Raw genomic sequence first — 18925 nt, 5'->3', positions numbered from 1 at the left:
CTGCCGGATGGCACGGTCAATCCATCGTGCCATCCGGCTGACTGGAACCTCGCTGGGTGAACTCCCGAGCGGCAGATGTACGCCTAGTCGCCCTTGGTGATCAACTGTCGCAGCGCCACCCGGTCCGCCGTCAGCAACTCCTCGATGCGCGGGCGGTTGACCTCCGCGACAATGATCTCGCCCACGTCCTGGTTGACCTCGCTGAAGATCCCATGCGACTTCATCTTTGAGGTCTGATACTGGTTGTCTTCGGTAGGCGTGACGTAGTAGACCGCGTCAGCCTTGAACCGGTGGACCAGCCAGAGGTGGATCAAGGTCATCAGCCGCTTCTGGCGAAGCTTGTGAGCGAACGTGTTCTGGTCACGCACGGTGAGAATGCTGCGGCTGTGGCGGTCCTTGATGGGATCGAACACGACGTTGGCCAACTGTTCGTCGTCGTTGCCGTAGATTCCCAGTTCCAGCACGTCGGAGCCGGCGCGGCGAGGCCGCAGCTGAACGCGCAGCTTTTCGCCCAGCTGGTAGTGATCGCTCCACAGCGCCAGCCACTCCTCCAGCAGCTTCTTGGGCACCTCGGTCTGCACGAGATGTTGGTGCTGTGTGGAGCCCTTGCCCATCGCCTTGGTAGTCGCCGTGCGTCCGGACGAGGCTTGCAGCGCAGCATCGCTGCGCGGGCCGCCGACCAGGGTCTGTGGTGTGCGATAAGGGGACTCGACGAGGCGCATCTTGCGCTGCAGCCGAGCCAGCGCCAGCATGCCGTCCTGTCGCAACGCCGTTGCGAATTCTTCGGAGGCAACACCATCGATCTGATGCCCACCGTAGGTGATGAAGTTGAAGACGAAGCCCATCTTGCCCAGCTCTTCGGGGAAGCGCTTCATCTCCTCGTCGGTCATGCCGGTGGTATCCCAGTTGAACGACGGCGAGAGGTTGTAGGCCAACATCTGGTCCGGGAACTCGGCATGGATCGCCTCGGCGAACTGCCGCGCGTCGGCGAGGTCGGCCGTCTTGGTCTCCATCCAGAGGATGTCGGCAAATGGTGCCGCCGCAAGCGACTTGGCGATTGCATACGGTATGCCGCCCCGGATTTGGTAGTAGCCTTCTGGCGTTTTTGCCAACTCGCAGTCCCAGCCGGGGTCGACGCCCATTTCCTTCGCCTTTTGCCGAGCCGCATAAAGCGATGCGCGCGCGGCGAAAGTCCGCCATTCTTCGGGGCTCATCGGCACCGGATCGCCTTCGCTTTGACCGAACGCGAGCACCTCGGCCACGGCCTCTGCATAGGTCATCAGGCCGGCGTCGTCCTCCCACGCGGCCACGAACCGGGATTCGACTTGGTCGAAAAGGTCGTCGATGGTCTGCATCCCGTCTTCGCGCCAGGAGTTAACGGCGTCGGAGATCAGGCCCATGATGCCGGAACGCTCGAGCCAGCCGTTGGCGGCGGCGTACTCGGCATCGGCGAGAGCGTAGAGCAGGTGACCGTTGAGTTCCTTGACGCCCAGTTCGTAGAAGCGCCGGAGCATGGCCAGGAAGCAGGACTTGTAGGAGGGGATATCGAGTTTGGTGGCGCCCAGCAGGAAAGGCTGGTCCCGTTCGTCGGCGCGGCTGTCGATCAGATTGGCTGCTTCGGCATCGGTGCGCGCGACGATGATGCCCGGGACTCGCATCACGTCGAGCTGGAAACGAGCGGCGTTGAGACGCTTGATCTGTTCGTCGGACGGCACCAGAACCTTGCCGCCTTGGTGGCCGCACTTCTTGGTGCCCGGGCGCTGGTCCTCGATGTGGTAGCCAGGCACTCCAACCTCGACGAAGCGGCGGATGAGGTTGCGCACGTGTGGATCACCGCCGTGGCCGGTGTCGGCGTCGGCGATGATGAAGGGCCGAAAATCGTAGGCCGTGGTGGTGGCGCGCTGCTGGTCGGTCATCTGCAGGCGCAGGTACTCCTGATTACGGTCGGCGGTAAGCAGGGCGCGTACCAGTACCGCCGCATCGTCGGGCACCTGACTCAGCGGGTAGCTGGCCAGGTCGGGTCCGGGATCCTCGGTCGTGGAACCCTTGGCCGAGGTCGCCCATCCGCCTAGGTAGATCGCCTCGATGCCCATGCGCTTCATGCTCACGGCCTGGCCCGGCGAGTACGGGCCGAAGGTGGTTACGCTCTTCTTCTCGGCGTAGAGCTCGCGTAGGCGCTGGTAGAAGGCGCCCGCGGCGGTTCGTGCGACGGTGTAGTCGTTCGGAATCGTGCCGCGCTGCTCTACGACTTGTCGCGCCGTATAGAGGCGAACAATCCCGGCAAAACGGGAACTGTCGAAGTATCGCTGTGTGTCGGCGACTTCTTGCTCGAACGGTGTGCGGACCTCAGTGTCCGTTTCGGCGATAGCCATGGGCTTGCGCTCCTTTGTGCGCCGGGTTACCTCAACGGACCGAGTGTATCCCCGTAGCACGCGACAAAATCATCGGCTAAGCGAGTCTCTGAAATCGCTCGCAGCCGGGCGGGCGGCGCCGGTATCGTTTTTCTGTGAAAACGCAATTGCGGTTCGAACGGTGGTTCCTGCCCCTTTCGGTGCCGCTGGGCCTGGGACCCAAAAACTGCGCGGTTCGGGTCGAGGCAGGCAACCTGCACGTGCGGATGGGTTGGGCGTTCGCCGCCGACATTCCCGTAACGTCGATCAAGAGTGCCGCGCTCACCAATGCCAGGGTGTTCGCGGCGGGGGTCCACTATTCTGGCGGCCGGTGGTTGGTCAACGGGTCCGGAAAGGGCCTGGTGGCACTGACGATCGAGCCGCCGGCGCAAGCCAAGGCGGTGTTCATGTCGGTGCGGGTGCGCTCCTTGTGGATCAGTGTCACCGATCCGGATGCGCTCATTGCCGCATGCGCTACTCCCTAGCTGCGCTCAGCGCAGGCCGGGGTGCGCCCGCTGCTTCAGCCAATCTCGCTGCCCGCGGATGAAGTCGGCGTCAACGACGCTGCCGTGACCGGGGACGTAAATGGCGTCGGGTCCGCCGATCGCCAGTAGACGCTCGAGTGTTGCGGGCCATGCCGCGACGTCAGAATCGGCGTCGATGGCGGGGTCGGCGGACTCCTCGACAAGGTCACCGGTGAAGACGACGACCGGTCCGGTCTGAGCAGCCGGCGCGGTCGCCACGACCACCAGGTCTGCGCTGGTGTGGCCACGGCCGAGATGGGTGATCCGCACGCGGCGGTCGCCGAGGTGGAGGTCGGCGTCCAAGATCGGGTGCCGAGGCGGTCGCAAGGCTGCGATTGCGGTATCGATCTCCCCAGCATCGGCGCCGTGGTGCAGCGCGTCCTCGCGCAGCTGGTGGCCAGCCGAGGAGAGGTATTCGGCGACTTCGGGCGCGCAGCATATTTCGGCGCCGACAAAAGCCGAGGAGCCCAGCACGTGGTCGAAATGCTTGTGTGTCAACGCGATGTGTGCCACACGGCGGTCGGTGAGTTGCCGGATGTCGGCCTGAATTGCGGCCGCTTCGCGCAGCGTTGAACCGGAGTCGACGAGCAGTGCGTCGTCGCGGCCGATCACCAAACCGACTGTGACGTCGCAGAACGGCAGCCGACAGCGATAGACGCTGCCGGGCAGCTGTTCCCAGTCGTAGTTCACAGCTAGCAACGTAGGCCGTCGCGGGCGTGCGCGGGCCGATTGCGGCATGCGTCTTGCCGGTCGGTCTGGCTGGGAGTCGACGATTGCAGCGCCGGGCGCCAACTTACTACGGGCGATGCGCGGCGGAGTACGGCTGTGTTATGACGGAAAAGTGTTCGAGGACGCGAGTGCCGAGCAGGCCCGGGCGATCCTGGCGGCCGCGCATTGTGTCACCCAGCAGACCATCGATCCCGCCGATCCCCGCTCCGGCCGCGGCGAGGGAGTCGTCGTCGCCGCGGGCCGGTTGTTGTTTCGCCCCGCCGTGGAGATAGAGCCGAGTGGATTGGGGCGCATCGAGCCGCAGGAACTGGCTCGCGCGGTGGGGCCGGATCGTGATCTGGCCGAACACGCCGCGGCGCTGATCGCCTGCGCCTCGCTCTCCGATGGCCGGATCGATCCTGGGCGGCTGCGCAAGGTGGTCGAGTACGCCCACGCGATGCATGTTCGGGCGGGCTGGGTGCGAGACGTGCTCCAGGTGGCTCGTGGGCATCTCGCCTGGGCGATGGCGGACATGACGCGACGCAACAGGTCGACCTTCCCCGGCTGGGCAAGCCCAGACGACACGCTCACCGAGATGATGCCCTACCGGGCGCAGACCGATGAGGACAAGAGGCTGGCCGCTCGGTTCCTGGCCTTGGAAGGATTGCCCAAAGGAACTTTCGGGCAACAGTTTTGGGCTCACTTCCGGCGGCACGGTTTCGGATTTCCCGGTGAAACGGAAGCGTTCACGGGATTGTTTGCTGTTCCTCATGACGGTCTACATGTGCTGTCCGGTTACAGCACCTCGATTCAGGGTGAACTGCTGGTGAGTACCTTCACCGGTGCAATGCACCGCCGCGATGCGCTGCGCGCGCATATCTTGCCGGTGATCTTCGAGTGGCACGTGGGCCACGAGGTCAACGGTATCGGCGCGCGCCGAGGAGCGCTGGACCCGGTCAAGTTCTTGGTCAGCTGGCAGCGCGGGGATTCGATGACCACCGATGTGCTGGCGCCGAATTGGGACTTCTGGTCGGTCGTGGATGCCGAACTCGACGAACTACGAGTCAGGTACGCCATTGCTCCGTTGCTGCCGGCCGACGCCGCGGCGGGTGACGAGGTCATCGTGGCGGATAAGGCGGACCCCTACGCGAACTAGCCGAGCATTATGTCGGAAAAAGTTGACATGTCGGAAATCTCCGACATATATTCGTCGGGTGTGTACCCCGGAACGCATTTGCGACCGCATCTTCGTCGCGCTGGCTAGTCCGGTGCGGCGCAAGCTACTTGAGATTCTGACCGGGCAGCCGCTATCGGCAGGTGAACTCAGCGACCGGTTCGAGCTGAGTCGCCCTGCCATCGCAGAACACCTCAAGGTGCTGCGCGAAGCCGGGCTGGTCAGTGACGAGGCGCAGGGGCGCCGGCGCATCTACCGGCTGACCGCCGAACCGCTGGCCGAGCTGGGTGAGTGGCTGCATCCATTCGAGAAGCTCTGGCGAGAAAAGTTGTCCGCACTTGCCGAAGCGGCCGAGGAGCAGCAGTGAGCCCGACGATTTGCGTGGACCAGTTCGTGGCTGCGCCCCCGGAGAAAGTGTGGCGGCTGCTGACCGAACCCGATCTGCTGCGGCGCTGGTGGGCCGAGGGCGAGGTGGCCGCGGTGGTTGGGCACCAGTTCGAACTCGACATGCCGGGTTTTGGAAAGCAACCCTGCAAAGTGCTCGAGGTGGACCCGCCGCGCCGCTTCGTCTACACCTTCACCGCCGCCTGGACGCTCGCCTGGACCTTGGAGCCCGAAGGCGCTGGCACCCGGGTGTTCTTGGAGCACAGTGGCTTTGATCGCAACGATAGGCGTATGGCCGATGCGTTCCTGCGCATGGGGCCCGGCTGGCGCGATGTGGTTCTCCCCCGCCTGGCGGCGGCCGTCACGGCGACTGCCGATGGGGCCGAGAAAGCAGCCATCGGCGAGTAATTCCGCAAGCTGCGGTTCGATGAGTCCTGATATGGAGGAACAATGCGTGCTGTCGTAATCACGAAACATGGTGACCCGTCGGTCCTGCAGGTGCAGCAGCGGCCCGACCCGCCGCCGCCCGGCCCGGGTCAGCTGCGGATCGCGGTTCGCGCGGCGGGGGTGAACTTCGCTGACCACCTCGCCCGCGTGGGTCTCTACCCGGATGCACCGAAGCTTCCGGCGGTGGTTGGCTACGAAGTCGCCGGGACTGTCGAGGCGGTGGGCGCCGGCGTCGACGAAAGCCGGATCGGCGAAAGAGTTTTGGCTGGGACACGGTTCGGCGGCTATTCCGAGATAGTGAACGTCACGGCGACCGACTCGGTGGTGCTCCCCGAAGGATTGAGCTTTGAACAGGGGGCCGCAGTCCCGGTGAACTACGCAACCGCGTGGGCGGCTCTGCACGGATACGGGTCGTTGCGGGCCGGAGAGCGTGTGCTGGTGCACGCCGCGGCCGGTGGTGTTGGCATCGCGGCTGTTCAATTCGCCAAGGCGGCGGGTGCTCAGGTGCACGGAACCGCATCTCCTGGGAAGCATCAGCGGCTTGCCGAATTGGGAGTCGATCGGGCCATCGACTACCGCCGGGACGGCTGGTGGAAGGGCCTGGACTCCTATGACCTCGTGCTCGACGCGCTCGGGGGCACCTCCCTGCGCCGATCGTATGAGCTGCTGCGGCCGGGAGGCAGGCTGGTCGGCTACGGGGTTTCCAACATGCAGGAGGGCGAGAAGCGCTCGCTGCGCCGGGTGGCCCCACATGCGCTATCGATGCTGCGCGGCTTCAACCTGATGAAGCAGCTCGAGGAGTCCAAAACCGTGATCGGTCTCAACATGCTGCGATTGTGGGACGACCGTGGCACGCTCGAGCCTTGGATCGCGCCCCTGAGTGAGGCGCTCGGTCAAGGTACCGCTGCGCCGATCGTTCACGCGGCGATACCGTTCGCCGAAGCGCCTGAAGCGCACCGCATTCTGGCGGCCCGGGAGAACATCGGCAAGGTTGTGCTGGTGCCATGAGCGTTCGGCGTGCATCGGTACACGTATAGCCAGTCGCCAATGCTGTTGCGCTATCCCGATGTTTGCCGTGTGGCCACATCCTCGAGCACCTGATAGGCAGCGTTGTAGCCCGGTATGAAGGTGATGCCCGGGCCGCCATGGCATCCAGCGCCGCCGAGGTAGAGGCCGTCGATGGGAATCGGAAAGTCGAGAAATCCCCTGGGGCCGGGGCGGTTAGGCCCCATCAGATCCGGATGCAACAACCCGTGGCAGAAGTCACCCGAGGGGGCCCCGAACATTGTTTGCATGTGATACGGCGCGAACGTGATGTAGCGGATCACAATGTCTTTGAAGTTGGGGGCGAATCGGGTGATCTTGTCGATAACGCGTTGGGCCATAATGCGTTTCAGATGACCATGTTGGTCGCGGTCGACCTCCACCGGAAACGCGTACGCATAAGCGCTGGCGGCGTGCTTGCCCGGCGGTGCGAGGCCGCTGTCGTGGACCGAGGGAATCTGCATCCCCATCGAGGGATTCTCCGGCACGATGCCTCGCCGGCAGGTTTCCCATTGCTGTTGCTGTTCCTCGGGCGTTCCGAAGATGCCGACCGACTGCTGCATTCCCGGCTCATTCAACAGCTCATAGGGTGGTGCGAATTCGGGTAGCGCGTCGAGGGCGAAGTGGATCTGTACGAAGGAGGCCCGATGGTCGCGCCCGGCCAACCGTGCCAGCAGATCTGCCGGGACGTGTTCCGGCCCGACGAGCTTGGCTAGGGTCACGTCCGGTGCCAGGTTGGACACCACGACCGGCGTGCCGATCACCGAGCCGTCGGGCAGTCGCACACCAGACACCGCCCCACGGTCAACGACGATCTCCACTACTTTCGAGCGGAATCGGATCTCGCCGCCGGCCGATGCGAAACGCTCCCGCAGATGATCGGTCAGGGCACCGATGCCGCCCCTGAGCTTGGTCATCATCGCGGTGCTGTCGTCGGGCACTGCAAGGGCAAACGCCAGGCAGGCGGCACTGCCAGGAGTAAATGGTCCACGGTAGGTGGAATTGACGGCCAGAAGCGCCAACATTCCGCGCATCACCGCATGTTTTTCCTTGTCCGGCAGGAATCGGTCAATCACGTCCATCGCGGAGCCGAATAGCATTTCGTGAATAGCCCTGCGCTCGGCCTGGTTGGTGGCGCAGGCATACATCTCGTCGAGGGTCCGGGGCGGCGTGCGCACCTCGAAGCGGCCGAGTGCCCGGGCCGGCCCCTGACTCCAGCCGATCAGCTCGGCCATGCCGGTGACAGCCGCCGAGCCGTGCTTTTCGCCTAGGTGTGAGATCAGTTGCAGCGGATCGCGATAGAAGATCATCGCCTCTTCGCCGGATTCGCCGATGTTGGTCGACATCACCTCGGGTGCCACGGTGGGCAAGGTGTCCAGCCCAAGCTCTTTGCTGATTTGGCTGGCCGTCGGAAATTGCACCGATCCTGCGATCTCGAAGGGGAAGCCGTCGATCAGTTCAACCGTTGCGGCCATTCCTCCGGCGTATGTGTTGGCTTCCATGCATAGGGTGCGAAGTCCCGCGCGTTGCAGAACCGCGGCGGCGGTCAACCCGTTGTGCCCAGCTCCCACCACGATCGCGTCATAGTCCGTCACGGCTATTTCCTCCCGAGTAGGCAATGCGCACGTCCCAGGTTATGTCAGTACTGACATATTTTGAAGATGTCAGCCCTGACATCTTTTGCGCCGCTGAGATAGCATCGGTGCGAGATGACCGTGCCCACCAACCGTCACGAACTGCGTCGACGATCCACCCACGAAGCGCTGCGGCGGGCTGCATTAAAGAGCTTTGCGCGTAAGGGATTTGCTCAGGTGACGGTGACCGAGCTGGCACGAGAGGCCGGTGTTACCGAACGGACGTTCTTCCGGCATTTTCCGACCAAAGAAGCGGTGCTGTTCCAGGACTATGAGAACCAGCTGGAGTGGCTCGCGCGGGCGCTTGCCCAACGCCCGGTGTCCGAGCCGCTCTTTGATGCGGTCTTGGCCAGTGTCGCCGCCTTTCCGCATGATCTGGGAGTGGTGCGCCAGGCCGCAACCGCTCGAAGCGAGTTGATCAGCGCGGATCGGATCGCTAACCATCTGCGGGTGGTGCAGTCGTCGTTCGCGCAGGTGCTGACCGCGTTCGTCAGAGACCGGTATGCGGATGTGGCCAATGTCGACCTTGTTGCGGAGGTCGCCGGCGCGACGATTGCAGCGGCTCTTGTGGTGGCGGTGGAAAATTGGGGCCGCTACGGGTGTGCCGAAGACCTCGGCGAACTGGTGGCCGCGAGCCTGGATCTGGTGCGGTCCGGTTTGGCGCCGCTGTCCTAGCGGCGGTGAAGGTGTCCGGTATTGTCAACGGCGCTGCGTTGCGCCAGTCGCGGCTTCTGGTCTACGGCGCCTTGGGGCATGGCAGGCCAGGGCAACCGAAATTCGTAGGCGGGCAGGACACGTCCAGTATTTCTGAAGTGTGAGTGTTACGCCAGGGATCGGCCATGGCGGGGCTGCCCTTGATGTGCGTGATGCATTGGAGGCGCATTGTTGTGAGCCTGCGGGTTCGTGCAGGGGTGGCGAGCGCCGGTACGGCCGCTACCGCGCTGGCCGATTACGGTGTCGCGGGGTTGGGTCGGATCGGTGAGCCTGGCTGTTGCGGAGGTAGTCGGGCATGACATCGCCGCTCTGGATGGCTTCGCCGCCTGAGGTGCATTCGTCGTTGCTGAGCACTGGACCGGGGCCCGGAGGAATCCTGGTGGCCGCCGCCGGGTGGCTATCGCTGGGTGCGCTTTTCGAGGCAACAGCGGCAGAGGTCGATCATCAAATTTGCGAAGCGATACGCCTCTGGCAGGGCCGTGCTGCCGATGATTATGTAGCAGCGCACACCCCTTACGTGGTGTGGCTCGACCACGCCGCAATCGTCTGTCAGCGGGCTGGTGCTGCGCTCCAGATGATGGTGGCGGCATATGGCGATGCCTTAGCCGAGATGCCCACGATGGCGGAATTGCAGGAAAATCATGCTGTACACGGGGTGCTGGTCGCGACGAATTTCTTTGGCCTAAACGGGGTTCCCATAGCTGTGAACGAGGCGGACTATGTGCGGATGTGGATCCAGGCCGCCGGCGTGATGGGCGTTTATGAATCCTGCACGAGTGCGGCGCTACTCGAGGTGCCGCCGACCTGCCCATCCCCGGTGTTGGTCAATCCCGGCGTCGAGGGGGTTGGCAATGCCACCAGTTGGTCCGGCTTCGCCGACAGCGACGAATTCTCCGTCTCTTCCTTCAACGACGGCGTTCTTGGGCTGGACGTTGCGGGGGAACTATGCGAGTTTGACCCGTTCGACGGCCTTGATCTTGACGGTTGCCAGTTGGTCAGCGTCTCCACGACTCAGGGATTCGGCGCAGCTATGGATGTGACCGCAGCACCGGGCTCGCCGCTTTCGGGAGCGGCGTTAGCTCCCACCGGCCACATCTGCGCTGGGGTGCCGTTGGCGACCAGCACGCCGTTGGGGGTCACCCGTCACGTTGGCGACCTTCAGATGATGGCAGCACGAGACAACTCCGATCGCGCTGTGGTGGACGCACCCCACGAAATACTCGTCAGTGATTCTCGCGGGGGCACAGCCCAGTCGGGGGCGTCAGGTTCGGTGCGTCCCGGAGTGGGATCGGCCTCCGTGGTGCAGGCAGCGTCCGATGGGAGGCCGGTGTCGGAGCTGGCAGGCGGCCGTGGTGCAGGAACGGTGGGCTTCGCGGGGGTCTCCGCCACCGGCACCAAGGTGCGGCCCGCGGGTTTGTCGGCGACCGGTGGTGGTGAATTCGGCAGTGGTGCCGGCGTGCCCGTCTTGCCGGCTACCTGGCCGCTGCAGGTTGTCGGCTCCACTAGCGGTAGCGGGGTCTCGCCGCCGGCCCTGTGAGAGCACACCACCGACAACTACCGACGACCCAGAGCGCAACAGCTGGCAGCCCTTCCCGCCGGCCAGCGCGGGGGCCATGGCTTCCCGTTCGTGGCCGCCGACCGGGATCCGATGCGCTTCGGGGTATGCCGCCGTCCTCGGCCACTATCAGATATGAGATCGCAAACCCTGCTCGGTGAGCATCGACTCGTCGACGGCTATGCGGCGTATGTCTTCGTCGACCCCGAGGCTGTCAAACATCACAAAATTGACGTGCTGTCAAGTGAATTATTAGCGCTATTCGGGCGGGCGTGCCATGACTCGCCGCTGCGATTGCTGGTTACAGCGAGGTAATTCCGTCTCTCCATATCGTGCTACATCACCGCAGGCTAACGTGCTATATGGGCGAATGCGTGTTCGGCGCTTATGCGAACTCCCCGCAGCAAAAGTTCATCGCATCATGAAATGTATATTCTAGAATGTAGTTTTGAATTCAAAATGAGCTTCATTTGTTAAACGTGTGCGAAAATTCAGCCATTTTGTGCTCACATTTCTCTGGTCGATGTCAGGATTGCCTACGTGGCCAGCTGCGCGAGGCCACGCCGAACGCAGGACCAGAGAGGAGCCATCATTTTCACGCTAAAAGCAACTCGCTCCAAGGGGTCTGCGCGGGTGTCCGCCGCGGCGACGTCTCCCCTACTTCGACCGGAATCGGCGCCTGCACCGCCGCCGCCGCCGTCTTTACCGCAGTCTGCCGAAGCCGGAAATCATCGGATCGTGAGATGTGAACGAGTTCCGTCGAGATCGCTGTCTTACGACCAACGTTCGGCGCTGCTGGACCGTCTTTATTCTGTCTACAGCGCCAGGGCTCCGGCGTTGTTGATTAGCAGGCTTGTGAGCTGGGTTGATGATCTTTGGTGCCGCGCTATTGGGGCCGGAGTGTAGGCACGGGCTATCTGGAGAACGATCGAGTTGGTTACTGTTCGTCGTTGGTCTGGAGTTGCCCGTGCCTACCGTTTCAGTATTGCCTGTGTCGTCGGTTCCAGAGGTGTTCGACCGCTGGAGTCCTGGTGAGCGCAGCGAGCTCATCGGATCGGAGTTTCTCGATGTGTTGGCCTCGGTGCCAGACCCGAGGGACCCACGCGGTCGGAGGTATTCGCTGATGGCTTTGTTGGCGATCGCGGTTCTGGCCACTGCCGCGGGGATGCGCGGCTATGCTGGTTTTGCCACATGGGCGGCCACCGCTCCCGATGATGTGTTGGCCCAATTAGGGGTCCGGTTCCGGCGGCCCAGTGAGAAGACCTTCCGCGCTGTTTTGTCTCGGCTAGACCCCGCCGACCTCAACGCCAGGATGGGCAGTTACTTCACTGCACACGTGGCCAGCAGCGACCCCAGTGGATTGGTGCCGATCGCGTTGGACGGCAAGATGCTGCGTGGTGCCTTTACGCGCCAAAGCGACAGCCACGCATCTCGTGTCGGTGTTCGCCCACCGTGCCCGATTGGTGCTCGGTCAACTCGCTGTCGCCGAGAAAAGCAATGAAATTCCCTGCGTACGTGCCCTGCTCACGCTGCTGCCGGGTAGCTTGCGGTGGCTGGTCACCGTGGATGCGATGCATACCCAGGTCGTCACCGCGAAGTTGATCTGCGCCACCTTGAAGTCGCACTACCTGATGATCGTCAAGTCCAACCAAGCCAAAATACTTGCGCGTATCACCGCGCTGCCCTGGGCCGAGGTGCCCACAGCCGCTACCGACGACTCCCGCGGCCACGGCCGTGTCGAGACCCGCACCCTGCAAATCATCACCGCTGTACGAGGAATCGGCTTCCCCTACGCAAAACAAATCATCCGGATCACTCGTGAACGCTTGATCACCGCCACCGACCAGCGCAGCGTGGAGGTGGTCTATGCCATCTGCAGCCTGCCGTTCGAGCACGCCCGCCCTACCGCGATCATGACCTGGATGCGTCAACACTGGGGAATCGAGAACAGCCTGCACTGGATACGCGACGTCACCTTCGACGAAGACCGTCAAAGGGCACATACCGGAAACGGCGCACAGGTCCTAGCAACGCTACGCAACACCGCGATCAATCTGCACCGCCTCAACGGCGCCGACAACATCGCCGAAGCCTGCCGGATCACCGCTTTGACCGCCAACCGCCGCCTAGACCTCCTCAATCCACAATTCCCCAGCTCACAAGCCTGCTAATCAACAACGCCGGAGCCCTGTCTACAGCGAGACCATGTAAGGGCACACGCGCGAACAATTCGAAGAGCACCTGTTCAGCGCTGGCGAGCTCACGTTTGCGCTTTATTACGGCACTTTTGGCGAGTTGGCCGGGTTCGCCATTAACGGTGTTCAATGCGTCACTCATGGGAAAAGTCGGATGGCGGCGTTTTCCGGCGGTGGCTTCTTCCGGCCCGGGTATAACGGATGCGGCGTGGTCGCCATGTTTTTCGGACTGCGTCAGGCGCTGCGCTTCAAACTCCGCCAGCCGGGCACCGCTTTGGGGTACCTCGCTCGCACCTCCTCACCGGTTGCCTACTGCCTGTTCACCCGGACCATGCCGCGGGTATATCCGTGTCGCACCTGCGCGACGCCGGCTGAGGTCGACAACTTGGTGCGGAGCATTGGCGAGGGCCGACACTACGTTCGGACCAACGCGGATTCCTGGGTGGTGCGCTCGGACGCGATTCCGCGCGACGCGTCTCGCATGAGCAAGCTCGACGATCACCCGGACGTGAGGTTCTACAGCCGAATCAATCCGCGATTCTGCGAGGGTGATGCTCTGTTGGTCTGGATACAGCTCAATGCCGCCAACATCTTCGGCGGGTTGTATCGCCAGGTAAGGCTGCGCGTCTTCCGATGGTCGCAGTAGTTCGCAACGGCTGGACACGCGAGGGCGCCCGCCAGGTGCTACTCGCGGTAGGTGCCGGTGTGTTGTATGGCAGCTGGGCGGCGTTTGCCAATCAGGCGGGCGGCGCCGCGGTGGCGCTGCGCGCGGCTTTGACACAGATGCTGTTGAGTATGGCCGCGACCCTGATGTTGGAGCTGCTGCTGGAGCGGCTATTTCGCTTGGGGCGCACTCCCAGACGCGGCTTTTGGCTGTCGTGGCTGGGGTCGTCGATGCTGGCCGCGACCGCATTGGTGACGGGGCACGTCCTGGTAGGTACGCCGCACGTTGCCACCACGATCGCGCCGTCACTGATGGTCGGCACCGCATTCTGCTATCTATATGCGTGCGGGATGCTCGCGCGCCGCGGACGCGGGCACCCGAGTCTGGCGGCGTAGATACCAGCAGTTCGAAATGCGCTGCTCACCCCGGTAGACTGCAGTGCTATGGGCTCGAAGGTAATGGCATCCCACGCGGCGCGCCTTGGCGCTGCGGGATTGCTGCTTGCGGGCTGGGCGGGGTCGATGGGCGTTGCCGCGGCCGATCCCCAACCAGCGCCGCCCGCGCCGAAGACGACGATGGATCACGACGGCACGTATGCCGTGGGCACCGACATCGTTCCCGGTACCTATACGTCGGCGGGGCCGGTCGGCGACGGGGCCTGTTATTGGAAGCGCATGAGCAACCCCGATGGCGCCCTCATCGACAACGCGATGACCAAGAAGCCTCAGGTAGTGCAAATCGAGCCGACCGACAAGGCGTTCAAGACGAGCGGCTGCCAACCCTGGCAGAGCACCCCTGACGCCGATGTGCCCGCCGAGCTTCCCGGCCCGGCCGCCGGGGGCCAGCTGCAGATGAATCTGGGGATACTCAACGGGCTGCTCGCTCCGAATGGTCAGCAAGTACCCCCGTCCTAATTGAGGTCGATCTTGGGCAGCGGTCGCACCGCGGCAAGTGATGCGCAACAAGTCGTCGTCATCGGTGCCGGCGTCAGCGGGCTGACGTCGGCCCTGTGCCTGGCCGAAGCGGGTTGGCCGGTGCGGGTGTGGACCGATCTGCTGCCACGGCAAACCACCTCCGCGGTGGCGGGTGCGGTGTGGCGACCGCGATTTGTGGAACCCGTCGTCAAGACCCGAAAGTGGGCCGAGCAGTCACTGCATCGGTTTCGCGAGCTGGCCGACGATCCGACCAGCGGTGTGCAGCTGATGCCCGCTATCAGTGTTGGGGAGATAGCCGAGGTGGACGTGACGGCGTCTGGGGAGGACATGATTCCCGGCCTGCGTCCGGTCGCCGACACCGACGTTCCGGACGGCTTTCCCGCGGCCACTGCAGCGACCCTGCCGATGATCGATATGCCCCGCTACCTTGATTACTTGACGACGCGGCTTGCCGCGGCGGGTTGTGAAATTGAGATACACCCGGTGCGGTCGCTGACCGAAGCCGCTCAGAGCGCACCGATCGTGATCAACTGTTCTGGTCTGGGTGCCAGGGAGTTGGCCGGCGATGACACCCTTCGGCCGCGATTTGGCCAGCATGTTGTGCTGGCCAACCCCGGCTTGGACCAACTGTTCATGCAGCTAGGTGATGGCCCGGAATGGATCTGCTACTTCCCTCACCCGCACCGGGTGGTGTGCGGCGGCATCAGCATTCTTGATCGCTGGGACACCACTGCGGATCCCCAGGTGACCGACCGTATCCTGCGAGACTGCCGGCGGATCGAACCCAGATTGGCCGACGCGCCGGTCATCGAAACAATTACCGGATTGCGGCCCGATCGGCCGTCGGTGCGTGTGGAAGTCGAACAGATTGGGGCGACGCGGTGTATTCACAACTACGGTCACGGGGGCGATGATGTGACTTTGTCGTGGGGTTGCGCGCTTGATGTTGCGCGGCTGGCCGGCCTCGATTGCTGAAGGGCAGGGCCCGCTCAGTGCCCGTTGGGAACGGGCGACAACGCGGCTTCGACCGACGAATACATCGGCAGCAGACGGCGCAGTCCACACGCGGCAATGGTGCGGGCAACGATGGGCTGGTTGCTCACCAATCGCAGATTCACGCCGCGCCGACGGCACCGCACCGACTCTTGGGCCAAAACCGCATAGGCACATGAGCCAATGAAATCCAGGTCACGAATATCGATCACAAACGGACCCGGCGCGATGGCGATGGCAGCGCTGCGATTCACCAACCGCTGCCAGACCACCTCATTGCTGGCGTCAACGTCTCCTCCGACGTGAACAACCACTGCCGAGCCGGTGCACTCGGTGACCGCCCGTAGACCGGTATGCGGATCCCCGGCGGGTGAACTCAGCCGGGTGCTCGATGAACTAGGCGATGACCCCATCGCGGCGGTGTTCACTCTTCGCACTATCCCGTCCTAGTGTGCCGTTAGGTAGCGCCGACCTGGATCCGCGAGGACAAACCATCGGTCCTCGCAATCGCAGCAGAGCTACTGTCTCCGAGCGCGTTAGCGAGCTGTGTTCGTAAGCATATGTGCAACTGTGGCTGACAACATAGGGTGTCGCGTGCGGTAATTTTGGGCGCTCTTGCCCGGCAAGTTTGTCACATCGATCGACGTAGGTGGCTGAACTTCAATTTATGGTCGTGTTCTACCTGCCCTCAGCAACCTAATCGAAGGCCAACTAATAATGGCTAGCCGCGCGCTACGCGGCGCAAATCACGAGTCAGCAACGACAGAAGCCAGCTCACGATCGACAAGAGGATGGCGGCCCAGACGGCGGTCCACCAGAAGTGGTCGATCTGCAGACCCCACCTGGTGGTGTCTTCGGTGATCCGGGCGGTGATCCACAACATGAACGCGTTGATGACGACGTGAATGAGGCCCAGCGTCAGGATGTAGAGCGGGATTGACAGAAATTGCACGATGGGCTTGATGATGGCGTTGACGAGGCCGAAGATCACCGCGACAACGAAGATGATCCCGATCTTCTCCAACGTCGTGTCGCCACCGACAAATCGGATTCCCGAGATGCAGAGCGTGACCACCCACAATGCAAATCCTGTGACGGCGGCGCGTAGCAGAAAAGGTCCCATGCGCCGATCCTGCCATTCAATTCAGCTCGTAGAAGCGCTGGGCGTTGAGTCCAGCGATCTTGTTCCGAGACTGTTCACCGATGTCGGTCCTGGTGCGCAGCTGCTTCGTGCTCTCGGGCCACTCGCCGTCCCAATGCGGGTAGTCGCTGGCGAACATGATGAAGTCATCGCCCAGCACGTCAATCACGCCAGGCAGGATTGGCTCGTCGGGCTCGCAGGTCACCCAGACGTTGCCGGCGCGCAGGTAGTCGTGCGGGTCGCGGCGCCAGCCTCCGTCGATCCAGTCACCGCGCTTCTCGTAGTGCTCGTGCAGGCGGTCGACAAAGAAGGGGACCCAGCCGACGCCCGCCTCCAGAAAGGCAACTCGCAATCGGGGATGACGGTCAAAGACACCGCCCGAGACCAGCGCGGTCATCGCCGTCATCTGGTCGAAAGGGAAGCTGATGCAGTGCACCTGGATGTAGTTGGTGAAGCGGTCCACGCCGATTTTGGGCAGGTGCATACCGGGGGCGCTGTGAATTCCCAGCGGCATCCCCTGCTCGACGGCGGCGGCGTAGAACGGATCCAGGTCGGCATGGTCAAGGTTGCGGGACTTGAGCGCGGGTGGGACCAACGTTGCGACCAGCCCCAGCTCGTTGGCCTCTTTCATGATGTCGATGGCCACTTGCCCGTGTTCGATGGGAGTGACACCGACACCGCGTAGTCGCCCGTTTGTCGGGGCACAGAAGTCCGCGATCCACTCGTTGTAGAGGCGCGCGAAACCGGCGGCGAACGCCGGGTCTTCCAGGCTGGGAACGCAGAGCCCGACGCTGGGATAGAGCACCATCGTGTCCAGGTGATCGCGATCGGCGTCGGCGAGTACCCCATCGGCTGTCGCACAGTTGATTCCGGGAGCTTTGCTGATGCCGTGTTGGGGCGGACACCCGGCCCCGGGACCGTTGTCCTGCGGGTAGTGCCGGCCCTCGATCATCAGATGCGGTCGACCGCGCGTAGTGAGTCGCACCCGGTCCGGCCAACGACGCAGCGCTTCGCCGGTCAGCGACGCGTTTTCGGCGACATGTCCATCGGCATCGATGATTCGCATATACGCCCAAGCTACTCGCGAGTGGTCGCCACCCCAGGTGCGCGGTCCGGCGTGCGGTACGCCACGATGCAGAACGTGAAAACACCGTGGCTGAACGTCGACCAGCGGAATTCGTTTATCGCGGCGTTCTTGGGCTGGACGATGGACGCGTTCGACTACTTCATCGTGGTGCTGGTCTACGCCGACATCGCCAAAACCTTTCATCACACCAAGACCGAAGTCGCGTTCGTGACCACCGCGACGCTGGCCATGCGGCCGGTGGGTGCGTTGATCTTCGGGCTGTGGGCAGATCGGGTCGGCAGGCGCGTTCCGCTCATGGTCGACGTGGCCTTGTACTCGGTGGTCGGGTTCTTGTGCGCCTTTGCCCCCAACTTCACGGTGCTGGTGATCTTGCGCCTGCTCTATGGCATCGGCATGGGTGGTGAGTGGGGATTGGGTGCGGCGCTTGCCATGGAGAAGGTTCCCGTCGGTCGGCGCGGATTTTTCTCGGGGCTGCTGCAAGAGGGCTATGCGTTCGGCTATCTGCTGGCCACGGTGTCGAGCCTGGTGGTGATGAACTGGCTGGGTCTGTCCTGGCGCTGGCTGTTCGGGTTGTCCATCATCCCCGCGTTGATCAGCCTGATCATTCGGTACCGGGTGAAGGAATCCGAGGTGTGGGAGGCCGCGCAGGACCGGATGAGGCTCACCAAGACCCGAGTCCGAGACGTGCTGCGCAACGCGGCGATCATCCGGCGGTTCGTCTACCTGGTGTTGCTGATGACCGCCTTCAACTGGATGAGCCACGGTACCCAGGACGTCTACCCGAGTTTCCTCACCGCCACCACCGACCACGGTGCCGGATTGTCGCCGGCTACCGCCCGCTGGATCGTGGTCGTCTACAACGCGGGCGCCATCATCGGCGGGCTGATGTTCGGCACCCTTTCACAGCGCTTCGGCCGGCGATACACGATTGCGTTCTGCGCGGTATTGGCGTTGCCGATCGTGCCGATATTCGCTTATTCGCGTATCACCGCGATGCTGTGCCTGGGTTCCTTCTTGATGCAGCTATGCGTGCAGGGGGCCTGGGGCGTGATCCCGGCGCACTTGACCGAGATGTCGCCGGACGCCATTCGCGGCCTCTACCCCGGGGTCACCTATCAGCTCGGCAACCTGCTGGCGGCGATGAACCTGCCCATTCAGGAACATCTGGCCGAAACCCACGGGTATCCGTTTGCCTTGGCCGTGACAATCGTGCCGGTGTTGACCGTGGTCGCGGTGCTGGCGCTGATCGGCAAGGACGCGACCGGTGTCCACTTCGGCACTGCCGAGACCGCCTTTTTACCAGGGAAGACATGACGCAGACAGCGTCGGGATCGCG

Annotated in this window: 18 protein-coding genes and 1 pseudogene; 13 read left to right on the top strand and 6 right to left on the bottom strand. The window is 63.4% G+C overall.

Annotation, left to right across the window (positions count from 1 at the left end):
• Window positions 1–83: 83 nt before the first annotated feature.
• Complete coding sequence (gene aceA / locus CKW46_RS14775; protein ID WP_499017922.1) at window positions 84–2372, bottom strand: beta/alpha barrel domain-containing protein; 2289 nt, start codon at window positions 2370–2372, stop codon at window positions 84–86.
• A gap of 134 nt (window positions 2373–2506) precedes the next feature.
• On the opposite strand from aceA, the gene CKW46_RS14770 reads away from it, so the two are divergent.
• On the top strand, window positions 2507–2875 hold the full coding sequence (locus CKW46_RS14770; protein WP_011740823.1) for a hypothetical protein: 369 nt from the start codon (window positions 2507–2509) through the stop codon (window positions 2873–2875).
• Between the two features lie 6 nt (window positions 2876–2881).
• Here CKW46_RS14770 and CKW46_RS14765 read toward each other — a convergent pair whose 3' ends face one another.
• Window positions 2882–3604 (bottom strand): MBL fold metallo-hydrolase, encoded by a 723-nt coding sequence (locus tag CKW46_RS14765; protein ID WP_041299148.1) that lies wholly within the window; start codon window positions 3602–3604, stop codon window positions 2882–2884.
• A 151-nt stretch (window positions 3605–3755) separates the two neighbouring features.
• Here CKW46_RS14765 and CKW46_RS14760 point away from each other — a divergent pair, with 151 nt between their 5' ends.
• The 4 genes from CKW46_RS14760 to CKW46_RS14745 are packed head-to-tail and all read left to right on the top strand — an operon-like array spanning window position 3756 to window position 6635.
• On the top strand, window positions 3756–4778 hold the full coding sequence (locus CKW46_RS14760; protein ID WP_482053303.1) for a hypothetical protein: 1023 nt from the start codon (window positions 3756–3758) through the stop codon (window positions 4776–4778).
• A gap of 58 nt (window positions 4779–4836) precedes the next feature.
• Entirely contained in the window at window positions 4837–5163 is a 327-nt protein-coding gene (locus tag CKW46_RS14755; protein ID WP_015355573.1) for an ArsR/SmtB family transcription factor, read from the top strand.
• Entirely contained in the window at window positions 5160–5588 is a 429-nt protein-coding gene (locus CKW46_RS14750; RefSeq protein WP_482053302.1) for an SRPBCC family protein, read from the top strand. The genes CKW46_RS14755 and CKW46_RS14750 overlap by 4 nt, the downstream gene beginning before the upstream one ends.
• 42 nt (window positions 5589–5630) lie before the next feature.
• The gene (locus CKW46_RS14745) at window positions 5631–6635 is read left to right on the top strand and encodes a zinc-binding dehydrogenase (RefSeq protein ID WP_020725338.1); all 1005 of its coding nucleotides are present in this window, start codon (window positions 5631–5633) and stop codon (window positions 6633–6635) included.
• Window positions 6636–6685: 50 nt separating this feature from the next.
• Here the strand turns inward: CKW46_RS14745 and CKW46_RS14740 are convergent, their stop codons facing one another.
• Window positions 6686–8266, bottom strand: coding sequence for a phytoene desaturase family protein (locus tag CKW46_RS14740; RefSeq protein ID WP_117436508.1), 1581 nt, complete (start codon window positions 8264–8266; stop codon window positions 6686–6688).
• 114 nt (window positions 8267–8380) lie between these two features.
• Between CKW46_RS14740 and CKW46_RS14735 the strand changes: the two genes are divergently transcribed.
• From CKW46_RS14735 to CKW46_RS14705, 7 genes and pseudogenes are all read left to right on the top strand, one after another.
• A complete protein-coding gene (locus tag CKW46_RS14735) occupies window positions 8381–8980 on the top strand; it encodes a TetR/AcrR family transcriptional regulator (RefSeq protein ID WP_482053301.1) in 600 nt (199 codons plus the stop codon).
• Between the two features lie 334 nt (window positions 8981–9314).
• The gene (locus tag CKW46_RS14730) at window positions 9315–10556 is read left to right on the top strand and encodes a PPE family protein (protein WP_015355570.1); all 1242 of its coding nucleotides are present in this window, start codon (window positions 9315–9317) and stop codon (window positions 10554–10556) included.
• Window positions 10557–11541: 985 nt separating this feature from the next.
• Window positions 11542–12745 (top strand): annotated as a pseudogene (locus CKW46_RS14725) (ISAs1-like element IS2404/ISMul1 family transposase).
• A 178-nt stretch (window positions 12746–12923) separates the two neighbouring features.
• A complete protein-coding gene (locus CKW46_RS14720) occupies window positions 12924–13415 on the top strand; it encodes a hypothetical protein (protein WP_015355569.1) in 492 nt (163 codons plus the stop codon).
• The gene (locus CKW46_RS14715) at window positions 13403–13828 is read left to right on the top strand and encodes a hypothetical protein (protein ID WP_117436397.1); all 426 of its coding nucleotides are present in this window, start codon (window positions 13403–13405) and stop codon (window positions 13826–13828) included. Before CKW46_RS14720 ends, CKW46_RS14715 begins: the two co-directional genes overlap by 13 nt.
• A 48-nt stretch (window positions 13829–13876) precedes the next feature.
• Window positions 13877–14347: an Rv1352/Rv1906c domain-containing protein gene (locus CKW46_RS14710; protein WP_117436398.1), complete on the top strand. Its 471-nt coding sequence runs from the start codon at window positions 13877–13879 to the stop codon at window positions 14345–14347.
• Window positions 14348–14359: 12 nt separating this feature from the next.
• On the top strand, window positions 14360–15343 hold the full coding sequence (locus tag CKW46_RS14705) for an FAD-dependent oxidoreductase (RefSeq protein ID WP_482053300.1): 984 nt from the start codon (window positions 14360–14362) through the stop codon (window positions 15341–15343).
• Window positions 15344–15357: 14 nt separating this feature from the next.
• Here the strand turns inward: CKW46_RS14705 and CKW46_RS14700 are convergent, their stop codons facing one another.
• The 3 genes from CKW46_RS14700 to CKW46_RS14690 form a co-directional block, all read right to left on the bottom strand.
• Window positions 15358–15774 carry an anti-sigma factor antagonist gene (locus tag CKW46_RS14700; protein ID WP_036427320.1) on the bottom strand — a complete coding sequence of 139 codons (417 nt, stop codon included), beginning with the start codon at window positions 15772–15774 and terminating at the stop codon, window positions 15358–15360.
• A 308-nt stretch (window positions 15775–16082) separates the two neighbouring features.
• Complete coding sequence (locus tag CKW46_RS14695) at window positions 16083–16484, bottom strand: phage holin family protein (RefSeq protein ID WP_015355564.1); 402 nt, start codon at window positions 16482–16484, stop codon at window positions 16083–16085.
• Window positions 16485–16500: 16 nt separating this feature from the next.
• On the bottom strand, window positions 16501–17568 hold the full coding sequence (locus CKW46_RS14690) for an amidohydrolase family protein (protein WP_482053299.1): 1068 nt from the start codon (window positions 17566–17568) through the stop codon (window positions 16501–16503).
• A 66-nt stretch (window positions 17569–17634) separates the two neighbouring features.
• Between CKW46_RS14690 and CKW46_RS14685 the strand changes: the two genes are divergently transcribed.
• A complete protein-coding gene (locus CKW46_RS14685; RefSeq protein ID WP_117436406.1) occupies window positions 17635–18903 on the top strand; it encodes a sialate:H+ symport family MFS transporter in 1269 nt (422 codons plus the stop codon).
• Window positions 18904–18925: the final 22 nt, after the last annotated feature.

This window comes from Mycobacterium liflandii, assembly GCF_022354805.1.
Taxonomy (GTDB): Bacteria; Actinomycetota; Actinomycetes; order Mycobacteriales; family Mycobacteriaceae; genus Mycobacterium; species Mycobacterium marinum.
The sequence above is the reverse complement of the archived record's forward strand: the minus strand, read 5'-3'. Positions and strand labels throughout refer to the sequence as shown.